The organism is Spirosoma pollinicola (assembly GCF_002831565.1).
Taxonomy (GTDB): Bacteria; Bacteroidota; Bacteroidia; order Cytophagales; family Spirosomataceae; genus Spirosoma; species Spirosoma pollinicola.
Genome location: NZ_CP025096.1, coordinates 6,481,617 through 6,508,490, shown reverse-complemented (window position 1 = coordinate 6,508,490; position 26,874 = coordinate 6,481,617). Strand labels below are relative to the sequence as shown.

The 26,874-nt window shown below is 49.9% G+C and carries 18 protein-coding genes; 10 read left to right on the top strand and 8 right to left on the bottom strand.

All coding sequences use genetic code 11. From position 1 onward, the window contains the following. Positions 1 to 46 precede the first annotated feature (46 nt). The gene (locus tag CWM47_RS27290; protein ID WP_100991789.1) at positions 47 to 4,102 is read right to left on the bottom strand and encodes a GEVED domain-containing protein; all 4,056 of its coding nucleotides are present in this window, start codon (positions 4,100 to 4,102) and stop codon (positions 47 to 49) included. A 365-nt stretch (positions 4,103 to 4,467) separates the two neighbouring features. On the opposite strand from CWM47_RS27290, the gene CWM47_RS27285 reads away from it, so the two are divergent. The 4 genes from CWM47_RS27285 (at position 4,468) to CWM47_RS27270 (ending at position 8,674) form a co-directional block, all read left to right on the top strand. Then, entirely contained in the window at positions 4,468 to 5,904 is a 1,437-nt protein-coding gene (locus CWM47_RS27285) for a DUF1800 domain-containing protein (RefSeq protein WP_100991788.1), read from the top strand. A 95-nt stretch (positions 5,905 to 5,999) separates the two neighbouring features. Beyond that, entirely contained in the window at positions 6,000 to 7,247 is a 1,248-nt protein-coding gene (locus CWM47_RS27280) for a DUF1501 domain-containing protein (RefSeq protein ID WP_100991787.1), read from the top strand. Between the two features lie 126 nt (positions 7,248 to 7,373). Continuing rightward, a complete protein-coding gene (gene purE / locus CWM47_RS27275; RefSeq protein ID WP_100991786.1) occupies positions 7,374 to 7,856 on the top strand; it encodes a 5-(carboxyamino)imidazole ribonucleotide mutase in 483 nt (160 codons plus the stop codon). Between the two features lie 17 nt (positions 7,857 to 7,873). Then, the gene (locus CWM47_RS27270) at positions 7,874 to 8,674 is read left to right on the top strand and encodes a LysM peptidoglycan-binding domain-containing protein (RefSeq protein ID WP_100991785.1); all 801 of its coding nucleotides are present in this window, start codon (positions 7,874 to 7,876) and stop codon (positions 8,672 to 8,674) included. Between the two features lie 24 nt (positions 8,675 to 8,698). Here the strand turns inward: CWM47_RS27270 and CWM47_RS39845 are convergent, their stop codons facing one another. Both CWM47_RS39845 and CWM47_RS27265 read right to left on the bottom strand, forming a co-directional pair. Beyond that, positions 8,699 to 8,833: a hypothetical protein gene (locus CWM47_RS39845; protein ID WP_262511979.1), complete on the bottom strand. Its 135-nt coding sequence runs from the start codon at positions 8,831 to 8,833 to the stop codon at positions 8,699 to 8,701. A 5-nt stretch (positions 8,834 to 8,838) separates the two neighbouring features. Beyond that, on the bottom strand, positions 8,839 to 9,702 hold the full coding sequence (locus CWM47_RS27265; protein WP_394341951.1) for a DUF481 domain-containing protein: 864 nt from the start codon (positions 9,700 to 9,702) through the stop codon (positions 8,839 to 8,841). Positions 9,703 to 9,808: 106 nt separating this feature from the next. Between CWM47_RS27265 and CWM47_RS27260 the strand changes: the two genes are divergently transcribed. From CWM47_RS27260 to CWM47_RS27245, 4 genes are all read left to right on the top strand, one after another. Continuing rightward, positions 9,809 to 10,774, top strand: coding sequence for a Gfo/Idh/MocA family protein (locus CWM47_RS27260; RefSeq protein WP_100991784.1), 966 nt, complete (start codon positions 9,809 to 9,811; stop codon positions 10,772 to 10,774). Positions 10,775 to 10,895: 121 nt separating this feature from the next. Beyond that, complete coding sequence (locus tag CWM47_RS27255) at positions 10,896 to 12,065, top strand: AIR synthase related protein (protein ID WP_100991783.1); 1,170 nt, start codon at positions 10,896 to 10,898, stop codon at positions 12,063 to 12,065. A 66-nt stretch (positions 12,066 to 12,131) separates the two neighbouring features. Next, positions 12,132 to 13,235, top strand: a complete 1,104-nt coding sequence (locus tag CWM47_RS27250; RefSeq protein ID WP_100991782.1) for a T9SS type A sorting domain-containing protein — start codon at positions 12,132 to 12,134, stop codon at positions 13,233 to 13,235. A 187-nt stretch (positions 13,236 to 13,422) separates the two neighbouring features. Next, positions 13,423 to 16,473, top strand: coding sequence for an endonuclease/exonuclease/phosphatase family protein (locus tag CWM47_RS27245; protein ID WP_100991781.1), 3,051 nt, complete (start codon positions 13,423 to 13,425; stop codon positions 16,471 to 16,473). A 150-nt stretch (positions 16,474 to 16,623) separates the two neighbouring features. Here CWM47_RS27245 and CWM47_RS27240 read toward each other — a convergent pair whose 3' ends face one another. The 5 genes from CWM47_RS27240 to CWM47_RS27220 form a co-directional block, all read right to left on the bottom strand. Continuing rightward, positions 16,624 to 19,704, bottom strand: coding sequence for an efflux RND transporter permease subunit (locus tag CWM47_RS27240; protein WP_100991780.1), 3,081 nt, complete (start codon positions 19,702 to 19,704; stop codon positions 16,624 to 16,626). 95 nt (positions 19,705 to 19,799) lie between these two features. Then, positions 19,800 to 20,873, bottom strand: a complete 1,074-nt coding sequence (locus CWM47_RS27235) for an efflux RND transporter periplasmic adaptor subunit (RefSeq protein ID WP_100991779.1) — start codon at positions 20,871 to 20,873, stop codon at positions 19,800 to 19,802. Positions 20,874 to 21,004: 131 nt separating this feature from the next. Continuing rightward, on the bottom strand, positions 21,005 to 22,384 hold the full coding sequence (locus tag CWM47_RS27230) for a TolC family protein (RefSeq protein WP_100994075.1): 1,380 nt from the start codon (positions 22,382 to 22,384) through the stop codon (positions 21,005 to 21,007). 49 nt (positions 22,385 to 22,433) lie between these two features. Further along, positions 22,434 to 23,045: a TetR/AcrR family transcriptional regulator gene (locus CWM47_RS27225; protein ID WP_100991778.1), complete on the bottom strand. Its 612-nt coding sequence runs from the start codon at positions 23,043 to 23,045 to the stop codon at positions 22,434 to 22,436. A 159-nt stretch (positions 23,046 to 23,204) separates the two neighbouring features. After that, positions 23,205 to 25,367 (bottom strand): sensor histidine kinase, encoded by a 2,163-nt coding sequence (locus CWM47_RS27220; RefSeq protein WP_100991777.1) that lies wholly within the window; start codon positions 25,365 to 25,367, stop codon positions 23,205 to 23,207. 198 nt (positions 25,368 to 25,565) lie between these two features. Here CWM47_RS27220 and CWM47_RS27215 point away from each other — a divergent pair, with 198 nt between their 5' ends. After that, entirely contained in the window at positions 25,566 to 26,186 is a 621-nt protein-coding gene (locus tag CWM47_RS27215; protein ID WP_240625491.1) for a thioredoxin family protein, read from the top strand. Between the two features lie 135 nt (positions 26,187 to 26,321). After that, on the top strand, positions 26,322 to 26,873 hold the full coding sequence (locus tag CWM47_RS27210; protein WP_100991775.1) for a sll1863 family stress response protein: 552 nt from the start codon (positions 26,322 to 26,324) through the stop codon (positions 26,871 to 26,873). Position 26,874: the final 1 nt, after the last annotated feature.

Genomic DNA, 26,874 nt, shown 5'->3' with positions numbered 1-26,874 from the left:
TCAAGCCTAAACTATGCCGATCTAATTGTTGCAGAAGTGTAGTTGATTATTGCTTGCGAATCCGTTTGACCCGGACGCTTTGCGTCTGATCATCTTCTACAACTACAATAAACGTACCGCCCGGCAAGTCGGCCACATCAAAAATTGTTGAATAATTTTTTCCGTCCCGCAAAAGGACTCCTGTGCGAACAGTTTGTCCATTTAAGTTGGTCAAACGAACAGTGGGCGACTTTGGTAAAGCAAGCGTAGCTCCCAGCGAAACGGTTACCTGCCTCGTAGCTGGATTTGGATAAACAATAAGATTTCCATCGTCGGCAGTTGGTTCAGTAGCCAGAATAGTCAGGTATATATCGGCCGAGAGAGCATCTCCGCAACCATTTACACTTCCTTTTACTGAATAACGGCCCGTTTGTACAACGGTATAATTGGGTGATGTTGCTCCGGCAATGGGCACGCCGTCAAGGAGCCATTGAATATTCGTTGTGGCATTAGACACAAGCGTGAATCCGTTGGCCGTAATAAGGGGCGTTTGGGCTGTCTGGACAGTTACGGTCACCGTTGCCGAGTTAACCGGCAAACAGTTGTTAGCAACCTGCACAACGTAGCCTCCGGCGGTTGACGCCAGTAACGTGTTACTGGTAGCGCCCGTAATCACCTGCCCATTTCGATACCACTGATAGGTAAGCCCCGAACCAGCATTGGCCTGAAGTAACACGCTGGAACCTTGGCAAACGCTCGTAGAGCCATTGGGCGTAATAACGGCAGTGGTTCCCGCTCCTGTGGCTGGCGTGACGGCTGTTCGCTGTGGACTACGGCAGTCTAGCGCCCGAACGCTCATATTGTAGAAGTAATACCAGGCTGTTTTGAGTGTATCGGTCGAGGTGCCGTTGTTAAACAGGGAACCTTTGATCGTAACAACGGGCTGGCCCGATTGGGTTTTTAGTTGATAAGGGAAGGCGAACGTGCCCGCATTGCTGCGGAAAATAGATGCCCCATCCCCATAATCAATGGTAATTTTATAATCGCCCGCTGCCGGAATACGCAGATTCAATGCATAAACAGCTCCTTGGTCGTTAGGATCGTCGGGGTAGGTGCCGCCCGTTGACGCTGTTACACTTTGAGTGCGGGTTGGTGTAACATCGAGCGTTACGCTCGACACCACCGTGTTGTCGTATTTCCTGACGGTGAAGGTGAGCGTGCCCGCCGAGCCTATATACAACCGGGCGTTCTCGATCAACAGCGGTACTTGCGTTGAAATAAGCGGGGCGGGCTGGAAACCTGTTCCGTAGGTGCCACCACCCAATGCACTCTTACTTTCGGGGCCTATGGTTCCGGCAAACTCATTAAGAGAAGCATAAAACTGGCCGCTCGCAGGTATCGACTTAACTGCAACCTGGTTACCGGCCGCCAGCAAATTGCCGCCCGTAGGCGCATCATACCAGAAAGCCGTTCCCTCGCCAATATTTCGAAGTGAAATCGTCGTGTCACTACCGCAACGGGTAACAGAAAACAGCCCGTTGGCGGGCGTTGGTGCCGTAGCGCGAGTTTCTGTAATCGTATTGTTAGTCGTGTTCTGATCGCCATTGAGACCTGCGGTTACCGTAAAACGGTACGTTTGGGCTGCTGCCAATGAAGTGCTGGCGGGTAGCTTCAGCGAAACGGTTGCATCCCTAAACGAGACAATTCGGTCGATGGTGCCGGTCAGCGTCGTGATCTCGTTGTTGTTGACGTCGGTGATTTTAACGCTGACCGGCACGTTGGTCTGGCTGGCCGTACCGTAGTTGTGCAAACGAACAGAAACCGTTACATCGGTGCCCGTTTGGCCGCAAAAGTTCGTTTCGGGCGAGAGCAAGGCAGATGCGCCAATGTCGTTGGTCGTTTGGACGACATTGAGTACATAATCCTGTGTTTCGCCATTGCCGTAACTTCCGCACGAAATAACTGCCGATGGGTCCGATGTTTCAACGGCTACAAGTCGAAAGCGCACGTTCTGCGCTGTTTGAACGGTGGTTGGGATGGTTATCGTAGTGATAAACTGCGCCGAGTTCGCCAATACGCCCGACGTGGCCAGGGTCTCGCCTGCGTCATCGAAGCTGCCGTTCTGGTTCCAGTCGGCAAATGCTTTTACGATTACGTTTTTAGATGCGCCACAGGTGCCCAGCGATACGGTCAACGGAATCTGTTGCCCTGCCTGTACGGTGGCTATAGATTGAGAGAAGTCATTGTAAGACGTACACCCACTAGCTCCGGCCTGGTTGATGCTGGCAAACTGAACCTGGTTGATCTTCGTATCGGCGGTTGAGCTTGCGCCCGAGGCACAATAGGCTTTACCTCCAATGCCACTAATGAGCAGGGCATAATCCTGCTTACCACCACTTAATGTTCCTTTATTGGTGACCGTAATAGTATAGGTTCGGCCCGGCACCGGATTGGAAACTAACACCTGCTCAACGTTATCCCGAATATTATCACCATGCGTGGCCGCTGCCGATGGGTTATTGGGGTCCAGAATCCAGGGTAGGGTCGTGGCCTGCCCGTTGCTGATGCGCAGATCGAGATCATTGACAAGTTTGGGTGTCCGGTCATTCAGGTTAGCCGCCGTGGCCACGGTAGCCGTCCCGGCAGGGTCTGTCCAGCAAATGGTAGACACCAGCGGTCCAAGTCCAGATGCCACCACCGTGAGCGAATAGGGTTCTGCCTGATTTAGGGTTCGTTCATCGAGCAAGTGGTTCTGGTTGCTGTTCAGAATGACTTTTCCCGCTTGTTCGGCGTTTAGTAGCCCCCAGCCAAATTGATAATCGGGCCCGAGCGAGGTGCCTGCTTCATCGGCAGTGTGAAGGGCCAGTCCTTTCAGGGTGGACGACCGCAGGTACTTCCCGCTGTTGCGCTGCGAATACAGTTCCTGTAGGAGAAGGAGCGTACCGGCCACGTTGGGCGATGCCATAGACGTGCCATCATACACCACATAAGCACTGTCACTTTCGGAACTTGACGACAGAATGCCAACGCCAATCCCGGCGATATCGGGCTTTATTCGCCCATCGTCGGTTGGCCCCCAACTGGTAAAGTCACTAAGCGGTACATCGGCCGATTGGTTGTAACCATAGTTTAAGTTGCCAACAGCGGCTACGGAGAGAATATTTTTGGCATTACCGTAGGTGCTGATCTGGTCGTACCCTTCCTGATCTTTTCGGGCTACCGTACTGGTCACATTACTTGTGCCCAAATAGTAGGGCTGTCCGGCACCGGGTCCGTCTGAACCATGACTGTTTCCGCCCGACTTGACAATAAGATAATAGGGTGCGTTTTGGGCAATTCGATCCCATGAAACCGTTGTTGCATCATAAATGCCAAATTTGTAATCTTCTGTTTTACTAATCGTTGTATCGCCCCACCATTCCCATTTGGTTGTAGTTGTCCGGGTGTCATTATAGACCCAACCCGCATTGGAGCCGTATGAGTGGTTTGATACCAGCAGATTAGGGGAAGCACTACTCATTTCGGTTACGTCACGGCTGAAGTCGTAAGCGTGCAGGTTTGTACCGAAAGCCATCCCTTTTACATCCGGGTTAACGCCAGCCGCTATCATAATACCAGCTACGTGGGTGGAGTGACTAACCAGTGTCGTGGATCCATCGACCTGCACAACACGGCTACCAGTGCCATTGCGAAATTCCACGTGCGTATCACGCACTTTGCCGCCATCCCAAACGCCAAGCTTATCGGTTAGTGTACTGCCCGAGAGCGATACGCCCAGGCTACCCCCTGCATAAAGCGAATTGGTTCGGGTGCTTATACCAGCCTTTGTTGTGCTGTATGTAGCATCGTAAATAAGTTCGCCAGTGGGACTGATTTCGCGTAACTGCACAACCCGACCCGAAGGAGAAATTTGTTGAATGGGCCGGTTGAGAAGCCGTGCTTTGGCAACAGCCAATGTATAGTTTGCGGATTGTAGTTGCTCAATCGTTTTTTGTAATGCTTTTTGCTGAGACCGTTGCAAGCTACTATACTGAGGTAATGATTGGGCGGTCAGAAATGTAGAAGCGGTTATTCCCCAAAGAGCGATTAACCAGCCCGTGCGAGACCATAAACGTTGAGACATATAAAAGTAAAATAAGGTCGATACAGTACCGGCTATGATTATATATTCAGTACGAAAAACAGGTAGATTCTGTTGCGTAACCGGGTGAGTGTCCTGGTTGTTTTATAGACTTTTTAATGTAGTAGCAACCCCGATGGCGCGAGGCTCTGGCCTCGTGTCTACTATTTTCCGGCCTCCGGCCGGTTTATTCAGCAATTGTCATTTATCGGCCAGAGGCCGACGAATAGTAGACACGAGGTCAGAGCCTCGCGCCATCGAGTTATACAATCTGCTGCCAATCAGTGTACTATATAATTTTAATCTCCTCACTATTAAACGATTCCTGCCCGATCTTGTCATACACCTATAGTCAACAGTCGATAGGCATGGATAAACTGACAAAACAGCAACAAACCCGCTATCTCTTTGCCCGAGCATGTTTTGGTGCTACCTCCGCTGAACTGGAGGAAGCGACCCGAAAACCGCTACGCAAAGTGGTGCGGCAACTGTTCGGCGACAGTAAAACTGTTTCCGAATTAAGCGTTGTGAAGCCGGAAGAGAATGAAACAAAGAAGCAATTGAAAGGGCAGTTTCGCGATGGGCAACTCGATAAAGACATGCTGAAAGAACGCATTCGGGACAATGCCGAGAAAGTGCGCGACCTGAATCTGCAATGGCTTGACCAGATGGCCACCAGCAAAGCCGCTTTGCGGGAAAAAATGGCGCTGTTCTGGCATGGTCATTTTGCCTGCCGGGCGCAGGGGCGAAATCCACTTTTTATGCAGCAATATGCCAATACGATTCGGCAAAATGCATTGGGGAAACTGGGCGATTTGTTGATGGCGGTATCAAAAGAACCGGCCATGCTGCAATTCCTGAATAACCAGCAGAATCGAAGAAATGCCCCGAATGAAAACTTCGCCCGTGAGGTAATGGAGTTGTTTACGCTTGGGCGGGGCAACTATTCCGAACACGATATCAAAGAAGCTGCCCGCGCCTTTACGGGCTGGCAGTTCACGCCCGAAGGCCAATTTGTGTTTCGGGAGCGGATTCACGATGAAGGCGACAAGACTATTTTTGGAAAAACGGGCGCGTTCAAAGGCGAAGATATTATCGCGATGTTGCTGGAAAATAAGCAAACGGCCCGGTTCATTACTTCGAAGATCTACCGGTTTTTCGTGAACGAAACCGAAGATAAAAAACAGGTCGACGCGCTGGCCGAGCAGTTCTACAAAAGCGGCTACGATATCAGTGACTTGATGGAGACGATCTTCCTGGCCGATTGGTTTTATGACGCCAAAAACGTGGGCGCACATATTAAATCGCCGGTGGAGTTGCTGGTTGGGTTGCGCCATACGCTCGGTGTGCAGTTCGATCAGCCGCAACCGCAGATTTTTGTGCAGCGAACGCTGGGTCAGTTACTGTTTTACCCGCCAAACGTAGCGGGCTGGCCGGGCGGTAAAAACTGGATCGACTCGTCGAGTTTGCTGTTTCGGATGCAACTGCCCAACTACATACTGAAAGCCACTGAGGTTACCGTACAACCTAAAGAAGATGGCGACGTAAACACGCAGCTATTGGCCCGAAAAGGTAATGCGAAGTTTCGCACAACCGTCAATTGGGCCGATTTTGAGAATGCCTTTACAAAATCGTCCGACACCGAATTGATTGATTCCATTGCCACTGTTTTGCTGCCCTTTCCGCTTCGTCCAGACCAACGCACCTTACTCGAAAGCCAAACCAAATCCGGTCAAACCCGTCCCGAACGCATTCAAACGCTAACGGCGGCACTCATGAGCCTGCCGGAGTATCAACTAACTTAATTTCGAGTGAGTGAATGATAGAATAAGTGAATAGACAGGTCAGCTGCGTATAATTCATTCATTCTGGCATTCGCTAATTCATACATTGAGAAATTATGAACCGTAGAAACTTCATCAAACAATCGGCTTTTACAACGGCGGGGACAATGCTGATTCCGCATTTCCTGAAAGCCTACGAATCGCAGATGCTGGGCAAAGGGCCAGCCTCGAACGGTAAAATTCTGGTAGTAGTGCAACTATCGGGTGGGAATGATGGCCTGAATACCGTGGTGCCGTACCGGAACGATATTTACTATCGGGAACGCCCGACAATTGCTATCAAACCCGAAAAAGTCCTTCAACTAAACGACGAAATTGGGCTGCATCCAGCTATGGGACCGCTGAAAGCGTTGTACGATGAAGGTCTGCTGACCGTCATTAATAACGTGGGTTACCCCAATCCCGACCGGTCGCATTTTCGCTCAATGGACATCTGGCAAACGGCCAGCGATTCCGACAAATACGTAAATACGGGCTGGGTTGGGCGGTATCTGGATGCATCCTGTGCTGGCAAGGCCCAGCAACCGTTTCGGACCATCGAAGTAGATGATACGCTGAGTCTGGCCATGAAAGGTAGCTCGTTGAATGGCCTCGCTGTCGTAGACCCTAAAAAACTCTACAATCAGACCCGTAGTGGCTTTGTAACCGGATTGGGAAAGGAAAAAGCTGCCGACAAGGGTATGCACGAGCCGGAATCAGTGGCATATCTATATAAAACACTGGCCGAAACAGTATCGTCGGCCGACTATGTTTATGACAAAGTAAGTCGAACAAGTCGGGCCGTTTCCGGGGCGCCTTCCAGCACACTACTGACAACGTATCCGAATCATGAATTAGGCAATCGGCTTAAAACCGTGTCGCAGCTAATCCAGTCGGGAGTAGAGACAAGCGTTTATTATGTGTCGATTAGCGGGTTTGACACGCACATTAATCAGCCGGGGCAGCAGGAGCGACTATTGGGTCAATATGCCGAAGCTGTCGGGGCGTTTATGACCGATTTGAAAACGGCCGGTCGGCAGAATGATGTATTGCTGATGACGTTTTCGGAGTTTGGCCGACGGGTGAAGCAGAACGCCAGCAACGGAACAGATCATGGAACCGCCAACAACGTGTTCCTGATTGGTGGCGGGCTGCCATCACGCCGTGTACTGAACGAAGCGCCGAATCTGGCGAAATTAACGGATGGTGACTTGACGTATTCGGTAGATTTCCGTCAAATATATGCGACGCTCCTTCACGACTACCTTGGCGCCGACGATGTGGCCATTTTAGGACGGAAATTCGACGGAATAAAGTTTGTATAATGGTTTATTGCGAAAGGAGGAATAAAAAGGGTGGATTAATGACCGGAAGAAAAATTTAGCTATCAGACGGCCAGAATCTGCGTTAAACTCCGTTATTTCGCAGAGAGTCAACTTATAATCATCTGAATGGTAGGTATCATTATGGGCAGTATCTCCGATCGAAAGATCATGCAGGAGGCCGCCGACATATTAACGGAGTTGGGCGTAACGTGGGAAATGGATATTGTGTCGGCCCACCGAACACCCGAAAAGATGGTTGAGTATGCAAAGACCGCCCGAGATCGGGGCCTGAAGGTTATTGTTGCCGGGGCAGGGGGAGCCGCTCATTTACCCGGTATGGTGGCGTCGCTGACCATCCTGCCTGTTATTGGTGTTCCGGTGAAGTCCAGTAACTCAATTGACGGATGGGACTCCGTTTTGTCTATTCTTCAAATGCCCGGTGGCGTGCCTGTGGCGACAATGGCACTTGATGGGGGCCGTAATGCCGGGATTCTGGCTGCACAGATTGTTGGCACATTTGACGAAACCGTTGCTAGTAATCTAAGCCGATTCAAAGAGAGTTTAAAGGAAAAAGTGGCTGATATGAGTCGCCAGTTAACCACACCCTAACCCAATATACTTACGTTATGGATGCCGAAAATAAATCATCCAATCCGCGCCCGGCCGGTAATTCCAATTCCAGTCTGCCCGCGATCACGCTTGTTGTTTTAGTAGGGCTGATTGCCGCCCTGCTGTACATTGGCTATGGATATGTTACCGATGATACCAATGGGTCCGATGAGTTGACCAACGTGGCCCTCGATACGGCTTCGCAGCAACCGATCTCGCAAAACGATCCCGAAATGCTGATGGCGCCCGAAGAGAAAGATACCTCGTCGCAACCCGCCCCGGTCGACCTGTCGCAGGCGACACCGCCCGTCGATGCGCCCGAGGCTAACGCTAAAGCTGAGGAAGTGGCTGAAGATAACCGCGAAACAACCGATGGCAAACCTGTTCCCGAAGAAAAAGTGACAGCAAAGCCAGTGGTTGAAAAACCGAAAGCAGAAAAACCAAAGGTTGAAAAACCGACCGAAACTAAGCCCAAAGTTGCCGTAGAAAAGGTAAACGTTAAGCCGGGGGGCGTTTCGAGCAAATACACGGTTGGCAATGGCGAAACGTTTTATGGCGTGGCGAATCGTTACAACATGAAAATCAACACCTTAAAGGCACTTAACCCCGGCGTATCGGAAAGCGACATTAAAGCGGGCGTAACGAAACTTAACGTTAAGGTGATGGCCGTTCATACGGTTGGGCCGGGTGATGTCCTTCGGGTTGTCGCGCAGAAATATGGCGTTAGCAAAGAGGCAATCATGCGAGCTAACCGTAAAGACAAAGATTTAGCCCAGCGGGGCGAAAAACTAATTATTCCGTTTCCTGAGAAACAGTAGGAAAGGGGATTCTGGCGCGGGTATTCACCCGTGCCTGTTCATGAAAGCCAGCATTCGCTGGCGTTTAACTGAATTGTTTTGCCAGCGAATGCTGGCTTTCATGAACAGGCACGGGTGAATACCCGCGCCAGGAAGTACCCGCGCCAGAATGCACTGCATCCCGTTTACTTCCGTTCATACACCAACCCCATTGTAAACCGAAAATCGTTGTTCTGCCTGCCGGGTACTACCAGGCTCTCGTAGGCATTGGCTACTGTTGTGCGTAGGCTGGTGGCCGACGTGAGTTTTATCTGAACGCTCAGGCTGGCGTTCCATCGGATGTTGTACTGGCCCAGAGCTGGCTGATAAAAGGCGGTATGCGTAACAACAAACCGGTCTTTACCGAAGGTGTATTCGCCAAACAAACGCACCGAATTACGAACAATATAAATGTCTTCGAGTTCGAGAAAATCGGTGTTTTCATTCATAATTACGTCCGTAATAGATATGTAGGCCCGCTTCTGATTCAGGAGTTTATAGCCAACGCCCCCTGCCGCTGTCCAACGGTTATTGATCTGCCGAAGGTTACTGCGCTCATAAGACCCAAACGCTAAATAATAGAGCCGTTTCTCGTAGCGATAGGTTGTCCGAAAATCCCCAAACCATTCGCGTTCGGCCAGAAGTCCATTCTGTTTTCCATAGACAAATGATGGATTACTCGACAGTTTGAAATAATGGCTTAGCTCATAATCCAGGGCACTGGTAAGTTGTAGCAGCGTGCGGTTTACGTTCCCCGCTGTTACGGTGCCATCGGCAGTAAAACGGTATCGAAAAATATGTGTTTGCACGGGAGCAGCTGTGTCTTTTTTTGCCAGAGCTGGCTTTTGCGCACTGGCATTGTTTGAGTCAACAGGTGTTTTTGCTTTGGTGCTGTCGGGCGTGACGACGGATGGGCGAAGCGGGTCAGGCTGCTCAACAATCTGGCCGTACGAGACCGAATGCGCGATTAATAAACAGAATAGTAGAAAGAATATTGAAATGCTTTTCACTGAGAGTTGAGTTGTTGAAGCTGCAACTTAGAAAAAAAGATACATTTAAGGGTTGGCCAACCGGTCAACTTATCCAATAGCCGACCACTCAATTACATCGTTTATTATGACTCGCTGGGGAATTTTAGGACCGGGCCGCATTGCCCACAAATTTGCACAAGACCTACTCACGTTGCCCGATGCGCAACTCTATGCTGTTGCCTCCACGAACCTGCAACGTGCCGAGGAGTTTGCCAGGGAGTATAACGCCCCTCATGCACTTGGCTCCTACGAAGAACTGCTCTCCCTGCCCGATTTAGATGTTGTCTATGTGGCGACCCCGCACATCAAACACCACGAAAATGCATTGCTGTTGCTCAATGGGGGCATTGCTGTTCTAGGCGAAAAACCCTTTGCCATGAATAGCGAACAGGTTCAGGAAATGGTCGATCTGGCACGAACGAAGGGTATTTTTCTAATGGAAGCACTCTGGAGTCGCTTCATGCCCGGCATCGAAAAGGCGCTGGAACTCGTTCAGTCGGGGGCTATCGGCAAAGTGGTTTCGGTGAAAGCCGATTTTGGCTTTAAAGCCCCATTTTCGCCCGAAAGCCGTCTTTTTAATAAAGAACTGGGTGGCGGCTCGTTGCTCGACATCGGTATTTACCCCCTATTTTTGTCCTATCTCATTCTGGGAAAACCTACGACTGTAAAAGCATCGGCTATTTTTGGATCGACTGGTGTCGATGAACAGTGTGGTATGGTGCTGACCTATGCCGATGGCGCGATTGCACTGCTGGATAGTACGCTACAGGCGAAAACGGATTGTATTGGCTTAATCCAGGGTGAAACAGGTCAGATTCGGATTCACAGTCGCTTTCACGAAACAATGGGTCTCTCGCTCATTCCGGAAGAGGGCGATTCAACCGAATTCGATTTTACCCGCACAACCCACGGTTACGATTATGAAGCCCGTCATGTAATGCAGTGTTTAGCCGAAGGCCAAATCGAAAGTCCATTCTGGTCGCTCGATGATAGTCTGAACCTGATGGCGCTATTGGACGCCGTCCGGGCCAAAACGGGAATTGTATATTAGAGGGAGGAAGGTAAGAAAGGGAGGAGAGGGAAGGTGGAAGAGAGAGGTAGCCTGAATTGTTATTTTCCCTTTCCTCCACTCCTCCCTTTCCTCCTTCTCCTCCCTTTCTTACCTTTGCGGCATGACAGATCGCTATGCCCAGCGCGGAGTTTCCGCCAGTAAAGAAGACGTTCACAACGCAATTGCTCAACTTGACAAGGGGCTGTTCCCAAAGGCTTTCTGTAAAATCGTGCCCGATACGCTGGCTGGCGATCCGGATTATTGCACGATTATGCACGCTGACGGCGCTGGAACGAAATCGGCGCTGGCGTACCTCTATTGGCGCGAAACCGGCGATCTAAGCGTTTGGAAAGGCATTGCGCAGGACGCAGTCGTTATGAATACCGACGATTTGATTTGTGCCGGAGCCACTGGCCCCATGCTGCTGTCATCAACCATTGGGCGTAACAAAAACCTGATTCCGGGCGAAGTCATTGCCGAGATCATAAACGGTACGGAAGAGGTGTTGCAGATGCTGCGCGACCACGGCATCGAAATTTACAGCACCGGTGGCGAAACCGCCGACGTGGGGGATCTGGTTCGTACCATCATTGTCGACAGCACCGTTATTGCCCGGATGCGACGCGATCAGGTCATTAGCAACGACCGGATTCAGGCGGGTGATGTTGTTGTTGGGTTAGCTTCGTTTGGGCAGGCATCCTACGAAACAACCTACAATGGAGGCATGGGCAGCAACGGACTTACCTCGGCCCGACATGATGTGCTGGATCATTATTTAGCTAGCAAATACCCCGAAAGCTTCGATCCGGCTATTGATAAGTCATTGGTTTATAGCGGATCTAAAAAATTAACGGATGTAATACCGTCAGTTCCGGCCGGTACTACGGTAGGCCAGCTTATTCTTTCGCCCACACGCACCTATGCCCCTGTGGCGAAGGTATTGCTGGATGAACTACGTATGCAGATTCACGGTATGGTGCATTGTTCGGGTGGGGCACAAACGAAAGTTCTGCATTTTGTCGACAACGTGCATATTATCAAAAATAACCTGTTTCCAATTCCGCCTTTGTTCCGGCTGATTCAGGCCGAAAGCGGTACGAGTTGGCAGGAAATGTATAAAGTTTTCAATATGGGCCATCGGCTGGAGGTTTACTTGCCGGAAGCCAATGCACAGCGCATCATTGACATTGCCCAATCCTTTGGCATCGACGCGCAGATAATTGGTCATGTAGAAGCCTATGCGGGTAAGCAAGTGACTATCAGAAGCGAAGTAGGTGAGTTTATTTATTAAGTGACTTGTTTGTTTTATTGATACCTTGCACGAGCCTTGATGTGATAGATACATTGAGGCTTTTGTATGAAGAAAACTCTCTGCATATGCCTGTTATTCTGGTTACTAAGAATAGTATCTGCCCTAGCGCAGGCAACGCCATTTACCGCAAACTGGCATTTTGAGGGAAACAGCAATGGTATATCGTCGACGGGTCTGGTAGCCGCTTCGGTGGTTACGTATACGGGAGTAAACCTACTGGCCGTGAGCCAATATTCAGCAGGCTATGTTGGTCTGGGTGCCAATGTGCAGAACTGGTCAACCACCTTATGCAATCAGACGGAGTACGTCCAGTTTTCCGTACAGCCCCTTGGCACAACAACCATTACTCTGGCCTCTCTATCATTTGCCGTTGCCCGTTCGGCACAAGGTCCGCAGCAACTTACAGTCCGGTCGAGTGTTGATGGATTTAGCAGCAACTTACTGTCTCAGGCCATCACGACCAGCTACCAGGTAGCGTCTATTGTGTTGACGGGTGCGGGGTTCAGCAATCAATCGAACGCTATAACCTTTCGTATTTATGGGTGCAACCCTAACGATGGGGGAGGGACGCTCAAAATAGATGAGATCCAGATCAATGCTGCCGTACTTCCCGTAACGCTCCTTTCATTTACAGCCCAACCCGAAGGCGACCGTGTTCAACTTGCCTGGTCGACAACATCTGAGTACAACGCCAACCGGTTTGTTGTCGAACGAAGTCGTGATTTGGGCGAATATACGATCGTAGGCGAAGTGACCGCTAAAGGCACCACCGATTCCCGACAATACTACGGCCTGACTGATCTGAATCCGCAGCCTGGTATAAACTACTATCGTTTGAAACAGATTGACCACGATGGCACGTTTCAATATATAAGGCCTATATCGGTTGTTCTTCGAAGTAGTGAGCCCGTCATAACCGTCTATCCTAATCCGGCGAGTCCTGATCGAATTCATGTGCGGCTTTGGAATGCCGATGATGCGAAGGTGCAGCTGCTAACCGCATCAGGGCAACTCATGCCTGGGCTATTGGATAAGAAAGCAGGGGAAGCCAACCTGACTTTTGTTCAGCCTTTGCCAATAGGTTTATATTGGCTGAACGTAGAGGGAAAAGGACAACGGTATGTAGTTAAGGTGTTGATTGATAGGTAATAAATAGTCTGAATTGTGCTCTGAAATAGCACCAACTCACTAAATTTTTACAGCTGATAACCTTGTATAAAGCCTGAAAATGATTCTCGCCCGAGTAGTGTGCTGATAGACTATATAGAAAATTAACGCTTTCGTAATACTTGAAAACGTATTTTTGATCATCAGCTCTAATTAGCAAAACTCAACTATGAATCGAACTTTACAAGTTGCATTAGTCGTATTTTTCTGGCTACTGGCGGTCTCGACCTATGCCCAAACGACGTTAGCCCAATGGAACTTTGACACGTCCACCCCAGTGCCAACAGCCGTTGCCGCCAATGTTTCGGCGGCAAATACAACGATAGGATCGGGCATCACCGGTCCAACTTATCCGCAGGGCAATCCATCAACAGGGAAAGCATTTTCGGGTTCTGCCTGGAATGTCGCCAGCCCGGATGCCAACAAATACGTTCAGTTTAGCCTAAGCCCGGCATCCAGTTTTACCGTATCCGTAGACCAGCTTTCGTTCGATGAACAGCGATCGAACACCGGCCCAACGACATGGGTGTTGCGAACAAGTCTGGATAATTTTGCTGCCGATATCAATACCACGCCTACATCGGCAACCTCCCCAACATCCAATGGTTCATTTACGTCGCGTGTAGTGTCGTTAAGTGCCAATGTTGCCCTTCAAAATGTTAGTACACCCATTACCTTTCGGATCTATGGGTATGGCGCCAGTGGCTTAGGTGGAACATGGCGGTTCGATAATATTACGCTGAATGGTTCGGTGGGACCGTTGGACCCGACTGCGCCACTTATTTCGGTTTCTCCTGCCTCACTTACCAGTTTTGCCACGGTTCCGGGTACGCCTTCATTGCCCAAATCCTATACCGTTTCCAGCGTAAACCTGACGACCGATTTAACGATTACCGCGCCAACGGGCTACGAAATCAGTAAGGATAACGGCAGCAGTTATGCCGGTACACAAACGTTGACGCAATCGGGTGGGGTAGTAGCGGCAACGGCCATTAGTGTTCGACTTACGGGTGTGAGTAGCGGTACCCTCAGCGGTGCCATCACGAACGAGAGTGCAGGGGCCACCACCCAAAACGTAGCAGTTAGCGGAACGGTTGATGTGGCCAACGGGCCAACGCCCATTGCTACAGCGCGGGGACAGGTAGGCACAACTGTCACCATTCAGGGGCGCGTAACGGTTAGCACCCAGTTTGGTGGTAAGCTGTTTTATATTCAGGATGCTACGGGCGGTGTTGCAGTTTATGACCCGAATACAAGCTACGGAAATCAGGTACAGCTCGGTGATTTGGTTCAGGTAACGGGGCCGGTAGCCTTGTTTCAGGGGAAGAAAGAAATCAATGGTGTTATGGCTTTTTCGAAGGTAGACAACACCAATCAGCCCGTTTCGCCCCAGGTCATTACAATACCACAACTTACGGCAGGCACATTTGAAGGGCAACTGGTCACGATTCAGAATGCTACCATTGGTGGCTCAGGCGCTACGTTTCAGGGGGGAGCTGCCGGTACGTACCCGCTCACAACCAGCGACGGTGCCGCCGAATTATTTGTTACAAGTGCCTCCGATCTGGTGGGTGCAACCAAGCCAACCGGAGTATTGTCGGCAACAGGTATTGCCGACAGATACATACCAACCGATGCATCGAAGAATGTTATACAGCTTAATCCCCGCGCCATCTTCGATATTCCCGGTTCGGAAGTTCCACCGCCACCGCCGACCATTATAACTTGCCCTACCACACGCGATATCACCGATAATAACCAAACCCTGAGCGTGGTGACCTGGAACCTCGAATGGTATGGTTTCGATGGAGGCTCCTATACGTGTACCAATGGCTCAAGGACATATGCTGACAATGGCCCGACGAATGAAAGCCTTCAGGCGCAAAACGTTCGGTCGGTGATGGACGCCTTCAACGCCGATATTTATGTGTTGCAGGAGGTGAGCGATAAGAATCTTCTGATTGCTAATACGCCAGCGGGCTATGCGCTGAGTTGTTCGGATCAGTACACGTCTTACTTCTTTCAGGATTTATGCGATGCCAACGGTAATCCACAGGGCTTTAACCCGACGGCCATCAACCAGAAAGTATGCGTGATGTATAAAACGAGTACGGTCTCGATGATTGCCGCCGAGAGTAAGCCACTGCTGGCTGATAAATACAATTACACTGCTACGCCCCGCAGCGATGCATGGGCATCGGGTCGGTTGCCTTATCTGTTTGTCGCAAACGTGACCGTAGACGGGCAGACCCGCAAGTTGTATATCGTGGATATTCACGCCAAATCGGGTTCGGCGCAGGCCGATTACGACCGCCGGAAGCAGGATATTATCGACCTGAAAGCTGAACTGGATGCCAACTACGGCAACGTTAACCTGATTCTGGCCGGTGATTATAACGACGATGTTGACCAGTCTATCGCAACCGGTAATCCTTCCTCTTATGCTAACTTTGTTGCCGATGCCAATTACACGGTTATTTCCAGCGAGTTAAGCACGAATGGCTGTAATACTGATGCAAACTTCACGGATGCGATCGACCATATCACGGTTTCGAATGAGCTGGCTCCTGCTTACATCGCCGGGTCGGTAGCGTCGGTACGGCCTGCCGTTGTCAACTACGCCCTCACTACTTCCGACCACTATCCAACGTTTGCCCGCTTCAATATCGCTAATGCGTTGCCGGTACGACTTTCGTCTTTTGAAGCAAAAGCGGTTGGCGAGACGGTAGCCCTTTCCTGGGCAACAGCCAACGAAACAAAGAGTGCTTATTTTGATGTCGAACGCAGTACTGATGCCCGCGAGTTTGGGGCCATTGGCCGTGTGGCGGCAGCAGGCGAAGCGCAGTCGACCAAAACCTACGGTCTGGTAGATGAACACCCCCTAAGCGGTACGAACTACTACCGGCTGAAACAGGTCGACCTTGACGGGCAAACAGCCTACTCGAAAATCGTATCGGTCGTAATAGACAACCTGACGCCCGCCTTTGAAATTCTTGGCAACCCAACCGATAATCAGGCGATTCGGGCCGCAGTCCGCAACTTGCCCAACGCAGTCTATCATCTGACAACTCTTGCCGGACGCGAAATTACTGTTCAGGGACAAGCACAATCCGATGGGTCAATGCTATTCACAACGGCACAGGCACTAAGTCCGGGAGTATACTTGCTTCGGGCCAATGCTGGAGCTACGCGCATCGTGCGGAAGGTGATTGTGAAGTAAAAATGTAGTGCCGACCGTCGATGCGTCGAACCGTCCCGGTCGGGCATATAGAACCAACTCGCCCGACCGGGACGGTTCGACGCATCGACGGTCGGCACTACAGAAAATACAAAGCGTGCCCCGGTTCGAACCGGGGCACGCTTTGTATTTTTATACTAAAACAGGCTCCTGCTCTTCCGCCCTTGCTACTTTTAACTCAACCTTCGGTGGAAGCAGTTTATACAACACCGGGGTAACAATGCGAGAGAGCAATGTACTGGAAATCAGGCCCCCAATAAGCACCCAGGCGAGTGGTGAATACAGTGGATTCCCTTCGAGAGCGAGCGGCATCAAGCCACCAATGGCAGTGAGTGAGGTCAATACGATGGGAACGAACCGGACTTCACCCGCTTCTTTAATGGCTTCTACCAGTGGCATCCCTTCTTCGCGCAAATGGTTGGTGAAATCCACCAGCAGAATCGAGTTTTTGACCTCAATACCGATCAGGGCAATCAGGCCGATAATGGCCACGAATGAAAACGGGTTTCCGGTAAGCAGCAGGGCCGCAATAGCGCCAATAATGCCCAGCGGAATAACCGACAGCACGATCAGGGTGCTTTTAATGGTGCCAAACTCCAGAATCAGGACAGCCATAAACCCGAAAATCGTAATCATAATAATGGTGCCCAGGCCACCAAACGATTGCTCGCGGCTTTCCAGTTCACCAGCCGCCGTATATCGGAAACCACTGGGAAACTTCATGGCATCCAGCTTTTTCAGCACATCCGTATATACATCATCCACTAAATGCCCGGTTTTAACAAAGGCTGTTATCGTCACAAAGCGATCTTTGTCATAGTGTTTGATGAGGTTCGTGCCCGTCTCAAATTGCAGATCGGCTACCTGGCTCAGAGGGACAGAACCGCCTGTTACGGTGTTGACATACAGGTTTTTCAGTACGGATTGATCCGTTACCCGACCCTTCGGCAACGTGACGTTAATCGTATAGTCGTCATCGTCGTTCGGGGCTTTAAAGGTGCCGACATTCAGACCCGCAACGGCCAGGCGGATGGTGCGGTTAATATCGGCGATGGACAGACCCAGTAGACCAGCTTTCTCTTTATTGATCTTAATGCGCAGGTCGGTTTTGCGATTGGCGAGGGGATTATTTACGTAAATCGTACCCGCTGTTTGCTTTAGAATGGTTTCGACACGGGCCGCCACAGTACGCAGCGTATCCAGATTCTCGCCGAATACCCGAATGGCCACGGGTGCTTCCTGATTAGGTCCCTGTTCAAAATCCTTTACTTCAATTTTGGCGTTCGGATAGAGCGCAAACAGGTCGCGGTAGGTATCAATAATGGCTCGTTTCTCTGGTGGCGTAATGTCATTGAGTTGTACGTAAAACTGCGAGAAATTGGCCGATTCGTTGCGCTGGATGATGTTGTAATAAATCCGTGGATTACCCTTACCAACGTTTGTCGTAAAATGCCGAATGGCGGAATCCTGTTTCAATTTGCTCTCAACATAGCGGGCCACACGGTTGGTTTCGCTTAGACTGCTGCCGTCGGGGGTTTCGATATTGATCAGAAATTGCGGCTTTTCGGAGGCCGGGAATAAGCCAAACCCAACTTTACCCGACAGTGATAAGGCTCCGCCAAAAATTGCCAGCGCCACCAGTAAGGTAATGACTGGCCGATCCAGCGCCACATTCAGCAAGCGGCTATACGACCCACTGATGAGTTTTTTGAGCGCACGAAGAAAGATGTTTCCCTGAGGATTGTGTTCTTCTTTCAGAATCCGGCTCGACAGGAAAGGGACGATGGTAAGCGAAACCAGCAGTGACGCCAAAATGGTCGTTACAACAGCCATTGGCAGCGACCGGATAAAATCGCCGGAGCCTTCGGGTAAGAACAGAAGGGGTAAAAAGGCCAGAATCAGTGTGACTGTACAGCCAACAACAGCCAGTGTTATCTGGCTGGTGGCTTTGATCGCGGCTTCCTTTTTAGAATACCCATCGCGCAGATACCGCTCAATATTTTCGACCACCACAATGCTATCGTCGACCAGAATGCCAAGGGCCACAATCAGCCCAACGATGCTCAACTGGTTAATGCTATACCCAAAGGCATTGAGCAGCGACAAACCAATCGACAGCGACAGCGGAATCGAAATCATGACGACCACAGCCGCCCGAAAGCCTAGTGGCAATAAGGTTAGCGATACCAGTAAAATGGCAATGGCGAAATCGAGCGCAAAATGCGACAGGCGTTTGTTTACGCTGGCAGCCTGATCGAAATTCTTGACCAGTTTAATGTGCGGAGGCAGGGTTTTGGCGAAATTCTCAATGATTGGGTTGATCTGTTTGCCAACCTTGTCGATGTTTTCGCCCATCTTCTGGCTGGCCGTTACCAGCACTGCCCGATGCCCGTCGAGCCGGGTGATGTGGGTTTCATCTTCGAGGTTGTAATCCACATCGGCAATGTCGCGCAGGTGAATGATTTTTTGCCCGTTACTCGATACAATCGTATTCCTGATCTCGTCCAGCGACTGATAATCGCCCGCCGTTTTGACGTTGAATTTTCGGCTTCCTACCTGGATACTTCCGCCCGGAATGGTCGCGTTTTCGGCCTGCAACGCCCCAATGACGCGGTTGGTTGAGATGCCCTCCTGCGCCATCTTTTCGATGTTGAGCGACACCCGAACAATACCGGCAGAGTACCCCCAATCCTGCACATTTTTCAGGCTTGTGACCTTCTCAAGCCGCTTTTTCAACTCATCGGCATAATTACCTAAATCCTTGTCCGATGCTACTTCTGACTGCAAGGCCACCTGAACAATATTGACATCGGAGGGCGAAAATTTTGTAATGTCTATCTTGAAAACATCGGCAGGTAGTTCACTCTTTAATGCCCCTACTTCCCTAATAATTTCCTGATACTTTTCGTCGGGGTCTTCGCTGTATTCGTAGGAGACACGAAACACCGCCAGCCCATCGTCTACGCTGGTAATGACGTGTTTGATGTTATCGAGTTCGTTGAACCGTTTTTCGGCCGGGTCCACGACCAGTTCTTCCATATCCAGCGCATCGGTGCCGGGATAGACAACGGCTACCGCAAACTCTGGGGCGGTAAATTCGGGGTCTTCGCCCCGAGGCATATTGAGCAGGGAGTTGACGCCAAGCGCGGCCACGCCGAGGAATAGCACCAGCATGAACTGCCAGTTTTTGACGGAAAATTCGGATATGTTCATAGTGTTTTAAAACACAGAGGCCACAAAGGGCTTCACGGAGCGCACTGAGCACTCCGTGTCTCTTTTTTTGCTCTGTGTTCTCTGTGTTTAAATGATTATTTAACAACAACCGCCGATTCTTCAGTTAAAAATGCAGACCCCGCCGTAACGACGTCTTTAATACCTGACATGCCGTTGGTCACTAGCACTTTGTCGCCATCCAGATAACCTATCTGAATAGGTGCTTTCCGAACGTGCAATGGGCCGGAATTTGGTCGCGCATCGGCCAGAACATAGACAAAGCCATCTTTGCCATTTCCCTCTACAATTGCCTCAACGGGCACGAGCGTGTAATTGCGGCTCTGGGCCGGAACAAGCGTTACTTTGGCAAATAGACCGGGGGCAAATTTTGCCGTGCCGGGGTTAATCCGTACCTCCACTTCATATAGTTTATTGATAGGGTCGGCTGCCTGCGCCAGCTCGGTTACGGTACCCATAAACGTCGTGTTAGGATAGGCATCGAGCATAATGCTTGCCCGATTCCCCAGCCGAAGCCGCGCCCAGTCTTTATCCGAAACGCCTACTCGCACAACCCAGTCGCTCCGACGATTGGATGAGATCATATAAACCGAGGCACCTGATGCGACAAACTCACCCGCGTTGGTCACTTTACGCGTTACGGTGCCGTCGACCGTTGAGCGTATCTGGGCGTAATTGCGGTTGAATTGCGCAATGGTCAGGTTCTGTTTCGCGATGCTTGTGCCAGTGGTTGCGTTTTGAAGCTGTTCCAGCGTGGCGGCTGTATCGGCATACAGGCTTTTCACCCGGCCCAGATCGCGTTCGGCTTTCTCATTGGCCAACTGTGCCTGACTAACCTGCGCGTTAATTTCGGTGAGATCGAGCGTCGCCAGAAGCTGGCCCTTACGAACGGTTTGCCCTTCTTCCACAAGCATTTGGTTAATAATCCCGCCAACTTTGAACGATAGCCGGGCTTCCTGCGCCGACGAGACCAGACCCGACGCAACCACCGGTTCGGCCCGAACAACAGTGCTAACTGACGTGAGTTTGATGGGGACAACTACCTCATCGGCAACCGGTTTCTGTTCGGCTGGTGCGCGGTCGGCTTTGCTGCCACAAGCCCAGAGAAGAACAGAGAGTAATAAAGAGAGAAGAATATGGATTGGTTTCATGCGGTCAATTGTTTATAAATGATTTGGGTGAATCACGTGATTTGTGAAAGTGGGGTGGTGTGGATGTGGTGGCTGGCATTCCAGGACCCGACACCACGGCAATCCATTATTCACTTTGCATTATCTATTAATTATTGCCCCACCGCCACGGCCCGATCGAGAGCCGCTCGTTTTACAAGTACATCCATGCGAGCCAGCGAGTGCTGGAGCTGCGCTGTCAAGCGGTCGTTCTGGTAGCGTAAGAACTCGATCAACAGCGATTGCCCGTTGCGGTATTTACTGTCGATAACCCGGAAAGTCTGATCGGCGTTGAGCATACCACTTTGCGTAGCAGCCAGGCTCTCTGTGGCCGCATCCAGGTCAAAATACGCCTGTAGCACCTGCAACTGAATTTGCCGCTGTACTTCCTGATACCGGGTTTGCAGGGCGTTGGTCTGAATTTTAGCCTGCTGGATCTTCGAGCGTTTTTCGTACCCCCTGAACAAATCCCACTGCAAACCAACCTGCGCCACCAGATACGCCTGGTTCTGGAACGTATACCCAAAACCCTGAAAACCCGTGTTGGCGCCGAGATATACGTTCGGGATTTTGGCATTGGCTTCGGCCAGTTTGACCGCCGTTTGTGCCGCTCCCAGTGAACTCGTCACCTGCGCTAACTCCTGCCGACCGCGTAAGGCCGTTTGCTGCAAGTCGGGTAGGTTTTCCTTCGATTCCGGCAGAATCTTCGTGAGTAACGAATCGACCTCAACAGGCGCTACCAGATCGCGATTGAGTAAAAAGTTGAAATAAGCGCGGGCGGTTTCGCGGTTTTTCTGCGCTACGGCCAGTTGTTGATCAACCTTGCTGATCTCATAGCGAGCCGAGGTCACGGTTTCTTTTGTCGCGATGTTGTTACTCACCAGTTTTTCGTTCAGGCGGGCGAGACTGCTTAGTATGCTGTGCGAATTTTCGAAAATATGAACAGCGTCGAGCGTTTGCAGGTACTGATAATAGGCTGTAGTGATGTTGTACCGCAACTCATTTTCGACAACCCGTCGGCGGGCCTCCTGCGAGCTAAGTACTTGTTTCTGAATAAGGTAGTTGTATTGAATGTCGGTGTTGAAAATAGCGTAGTTAACACTGATTTTAGTGTCGTGAAAATTGTTGGGTGCCAGCAACTGGTTCACATTCTCGATGTTGGTCGGGAATTTATCGGAGCCGGTAAGCTGGTTCAGGGCTTTGTAGGCCGGATTAAGCAGATCACCCACCGGGAAATCCAGCCGCCGACCGCCAGCCGCCAGTGAGTAGGTTGGGTTGAAGGCCACACGCGGGTAAAACAACGACTTCGCCTGATTGAGCGATTCTGTCACGCGGCTAATCTCCAGTGATTCCTGCTTAAGCGCGAGGTTGTTTGCCAGGCCATCACGAACATAGCTGTCCAATATAGGGCTCGACGTTGGCGCAGGCTGTGCCGCAACCGATAGAGGAAGCAGCAGACTCAAATAGCGGATGTGCTTGAGAATGAGATTCATAATCATATATTAGTTAATGAACAGTGTTTAGTGATAGGGTAAAAAAAAGCTATAACCCACGTCGTAGCGTTTCGCAGAACAAATTGAATGAGTCATCCATGATCATTGGTACGTCGCATTCAGCGAACATACCCAGACGTTTCCGAAGGAACAGCGCTGTATAGCCGTGAATCGAGCTCCAAATCATCATAGCCGTTGACTGTAGGTCGTGTTTCTTGAAAACCCCCGCATCCATACATTCCTGAACAACCTGCGTCAGTAAGCCAAACGCCCTGTCTCCTTCGACCCAGTCTTCTTTATCGAGCTTATCCATCGGGGCATTCATGATAAACATCAGATCGAAAAGCTCCGGATTTTCGACCGCGAAACGGATATACGAACGACCCATCTCAACCAACTTTTCGAACGGGTCACTCAACAGCAGCAGCGGTTGAAATTCCTGCACCATTTTTACGAAACCACGTTGGTGCAGGGCAAAGAGCAACTCGTTTTTGTCTTTGAAATAGAGGTAGATCGTGGCTGGGCTATACTCGATTTCATCGGCAATATTGCGTATACTTACTTTCTCATAGCCATTGGCCAGGAAAAGCTTCAGGGCTGCGTCCTGAATCAGCTGCCGCATTTCTTCGCGCTCCCGCTCTTTCCGTTCTGTAATACCCATTGAGAAAATTAATTAACGATGCAAACTTACTGAACACTGTTTAGTAAACAAGAAATTCGTACTATTTTTTTGTGGTTATTGATTAAAGGGCTGATTTGGTCCCTAAAAATTAGGTATCAGTATTAAGTCCGGCGTTGCGCTGAAAGCAACAAAACCCGCCTACTTAACCGGCAGCTTTATCGTAAATTCAGTAAACTCACCCGCTTCTGTTTCTACGCTTAATAGGCCTCCATGCCCTTTCACAACAATATCATAACTGAGAGATAGTCCCAATCCTGTGCCTTCACCACTGGGTTTGGTGGTAAAGAAAGGCTGGAAAACTTTACTCCGAACATCATCAGGAATGCCCGAGCCGTTGTCCCGCACCCGAATAATGAGCTGGTTGTTTTCTCGGCCGGTTTCAACAGAAATCGTTGGCGCAAAACCCGGAGAGGCTGACAGACTTTTTTGCTGAACAGCATAAAATGCATTATTGAACAAATTCACCAATACCCGACCTATCTCTTCCGGCACAATATCGATGCTGGGCAAATCGGGCATAAAGTTGCTGATCAAGTGCGCATTGAAGGACTTGTCTTTGGCTCGCATTCCCTGATAAGCCAGCCGCAAATATTCGTCTACGAGTGTATTTAGGTCGGTGGGTTGCTTCTGACCTGAACTATTCCGGCTGTGCTGGAGCATACCCCGGACAATGCTGGCGGCCCGTTTTCCATGATCGCTGATTTTTTGTACATTCTGACTCAGGTCGCTCAACAACTCAGCTTCCAACTCTTCATCACGCTCTCCGACTGGCTTTACCCGTTCGTCATTAATCTCTTCGACCAACTCGACCGATACTTCAGCGAAGTTGTTGACAAAATTAAGTGGGTTCTGAATTTCGTGGGCAATACCTGCCGTAAGTTCGCCCAAGGAGGCTAATTTTTCCCGTTGAACCAACTGGGCCTGTGTTGACTTCAGTTCGTCAAGCGATTGGTGGAGTTCGACGGTTCGTTTCTTGACCTGTTCTTCCAGCACTTCATTCTGACGGGCCAATATGTACTGCTTTTCCTGCTCCTGCGCCAGTGTTTGTGCTGAGAGTTGTTCGACTTCGCGGAGGTTGTCGCCCAGGGCTTTGTAGGTTCGTGTATAATCACTCACCAGGGAGAGCGAAAGGCCCACCGGAATACTGAAAATCACTCCTGCAAGAAGCAGTATGAGTATGACTAGCATATACTCCACATTACCCTTCATGATTGATTCCGAAATGCCGACAATAATGCCACAGGCAATAATGAGCACAAAACAGTAGACCGCTACTTTGAGCGAATTCCAGGGTAGGCGGGCGTCAAGGTCTTTCCGTTTACGACCTAACCAACTCACCCGAATATAGTCGAGAATGACCAATCCCACTGGAATCCACCCGAAGTCATTCAGAAGACTACCTATGGAAATACGGTAAAGCTGATCAATAAGTACGGTAGCGATTACACCATAGTAAATCCAGCCTCTGCGCAAGTGTACGTACTGATAAACACCCGTAAGAAGCAGTATAAACCCCATATGTAAGCTTACATCGTTAAGAAGATCGGTTAACGAAACATAGGTGAGCGTGCCGACAAAATCAATCAATTCGAACATAGCGGCACCCAGGGTAAAAAATAACATGCCCCAGGCCAATGTCCGGTTAATGGGTTGACTGCGGTTGGCCCGGTAAAACAGAAAATGAAGTAGCGCCAGTATTCCACACACACCCATAAAACAGCCTATTAGTACTCCAGACCATTCGGTTTCATCAATCAACGAACTGCCCACATCATCGGCGTGTTGAAGGTGCAGACTAAGTGGAGAAATGTCTGTCGATGCCTGAACAACTGGGTCGCGTCGAAACCGATAATGAACAGCCAGTATATGCTGGTTTGTATCGGTAAATTGAATGGGAATGAACCGGATAAGTCGCTGAGAACCACCTGAATCAAATCGGGGCGGCTTGAGTACGGCCAGCAATCGGCCATCCAGGTAAATTTCAGACGCACCAAATTGTTTGACAACGAGCCGAAGGTCTTTTTTGAGAATACCAGTTCGTGGGCGTAACGATTGCCGAAACCAGCCCTGGTTCTGCTGCCATACCGGATCATTTAAGTCAATAGACGTTTCTATCGACTGGCGTTTCCAGGCGCTATCGTTAAAAGCCGAATCGGCCCAGCGCTTGTTGTCACCAGGCATAAAACGCCAGCTAGATTTCCCCAATTCCAGACTGCTTTCGCTACTGATCCGTATAATCTGACCAATCGCTGTGTTTGCGATAAGTGTAGCAAAAATTATCCCAAGTAGTAGTCGATTCATCGTGCGAAGTTACGTGTGGTTTTGACTGATTTTATTTTCAGAAAATATATACGGTTAGTCTACTAGTGTATATCTATTACCGGCCAGCGGATAAATTAGTTGGCGTATAGATGGTTTCGTGGGGAAGTAAGCCCAAATTCACAGTAAACTAATCCTTATTACCTATTTGTTGTCTAATTAACAAAAATGGATAACTCCGTGAAAACTGACAAACTTGTGCGCTTTATTCTAACAGTTCTTTTACTGGTGGCCTCATCTGTCATACAGGCTCAAACGATAAAAGGGTATAGTTTGGGAGATGCCGTGGCTGATTTTCGGTTAAAAAACGTGGATAGCCGCCAGGTTACGCTAGCCGACTATCGTGCTCAGAAAGGCCTGATCGTTGTTTTTATGAGTAATCACTGCCCCTTTTCGAAAGCATACGAAGATCGGTTAATTGCCTTGGACCGCAAATTTTCACCCCAGGGCTACCCTGTGCTGGCCATTATGCCAAATGATCCGAATGCCTACGAAGATGACTCATTTGGGAATATGCAGATTCGTGCCCGCGACAAAGCTTACTCGTTCGTTTATGCGATGGACGAAACACAGTCAACCACGCGTGCATTTGGGGCAACGCGCACACCAGAAGTGTATGTGCTCAAACAAGTTGGGGGGCAGTTTGTTCTTGAGTATGTGGGTGCCATTGACGACAGCCCTCAGGATGGGGGCAGCGTGCAGCGTCGGTATATCGACGATGCTGTAAGCAGCCTGTTGGCAGGTCGGCCCGTGCAGTCGCCCATTACAAAACCAATTGGTTGTGCCATCAAGTGGAAGTAGTGACTGGATAAGTAGATGCGGTAGTGAGTTAACAGCCAATAACTCTCTTCACTGAGTTATCTGTTCTACCATTACACCAAAATGGCCTATCAGTTATTTAATTCATTTACAGTAGTTTAAAAACACAAGACGATTATGAAAAAGTATCCGTTGATCTTAACCCAAATCAAACACGTAGCTGGCACCTTGATGCTGGTGTCATCATTAGCACTATTGCAGGCTTGCGGTTCTGATAATAAGAACGAATCCCGCACCGAAGATGCCCTTGAAAAGACAGGTGATGCCATGTCGGCTGATGCTAAGGACGCCAAGGACGAAGCTAAAGATGATATGCGTGAAGCGGGTGATAAAGCAGACGCTAAATCGGATGAAATGGCCGCCGACTTTAAACGGGAACGGGACGAAGCTGTGGCAAAAATGAATGTTCAGAAGGATAAACTGGATGCTAAAATCGACGAGTTAAAAGTGAAAGCTGACAAGCAAAGCGATAAAGCTAAAATTGAAACCGAGCGTCAGAAAGCCAAGCTGGAAGTAGAGCGGAAAGAACTAGGCGAAGATATTGATCACGCTAAAAACGCAACTGCCGATGCCTGGAAAGATGTGAAATCAGGGTTCAAACAGGCAGGCCACGAAATTGGCGATGCCTTCGATAAAGCAGGCGATAAGCTTAAGCGGAACGACAACTAGA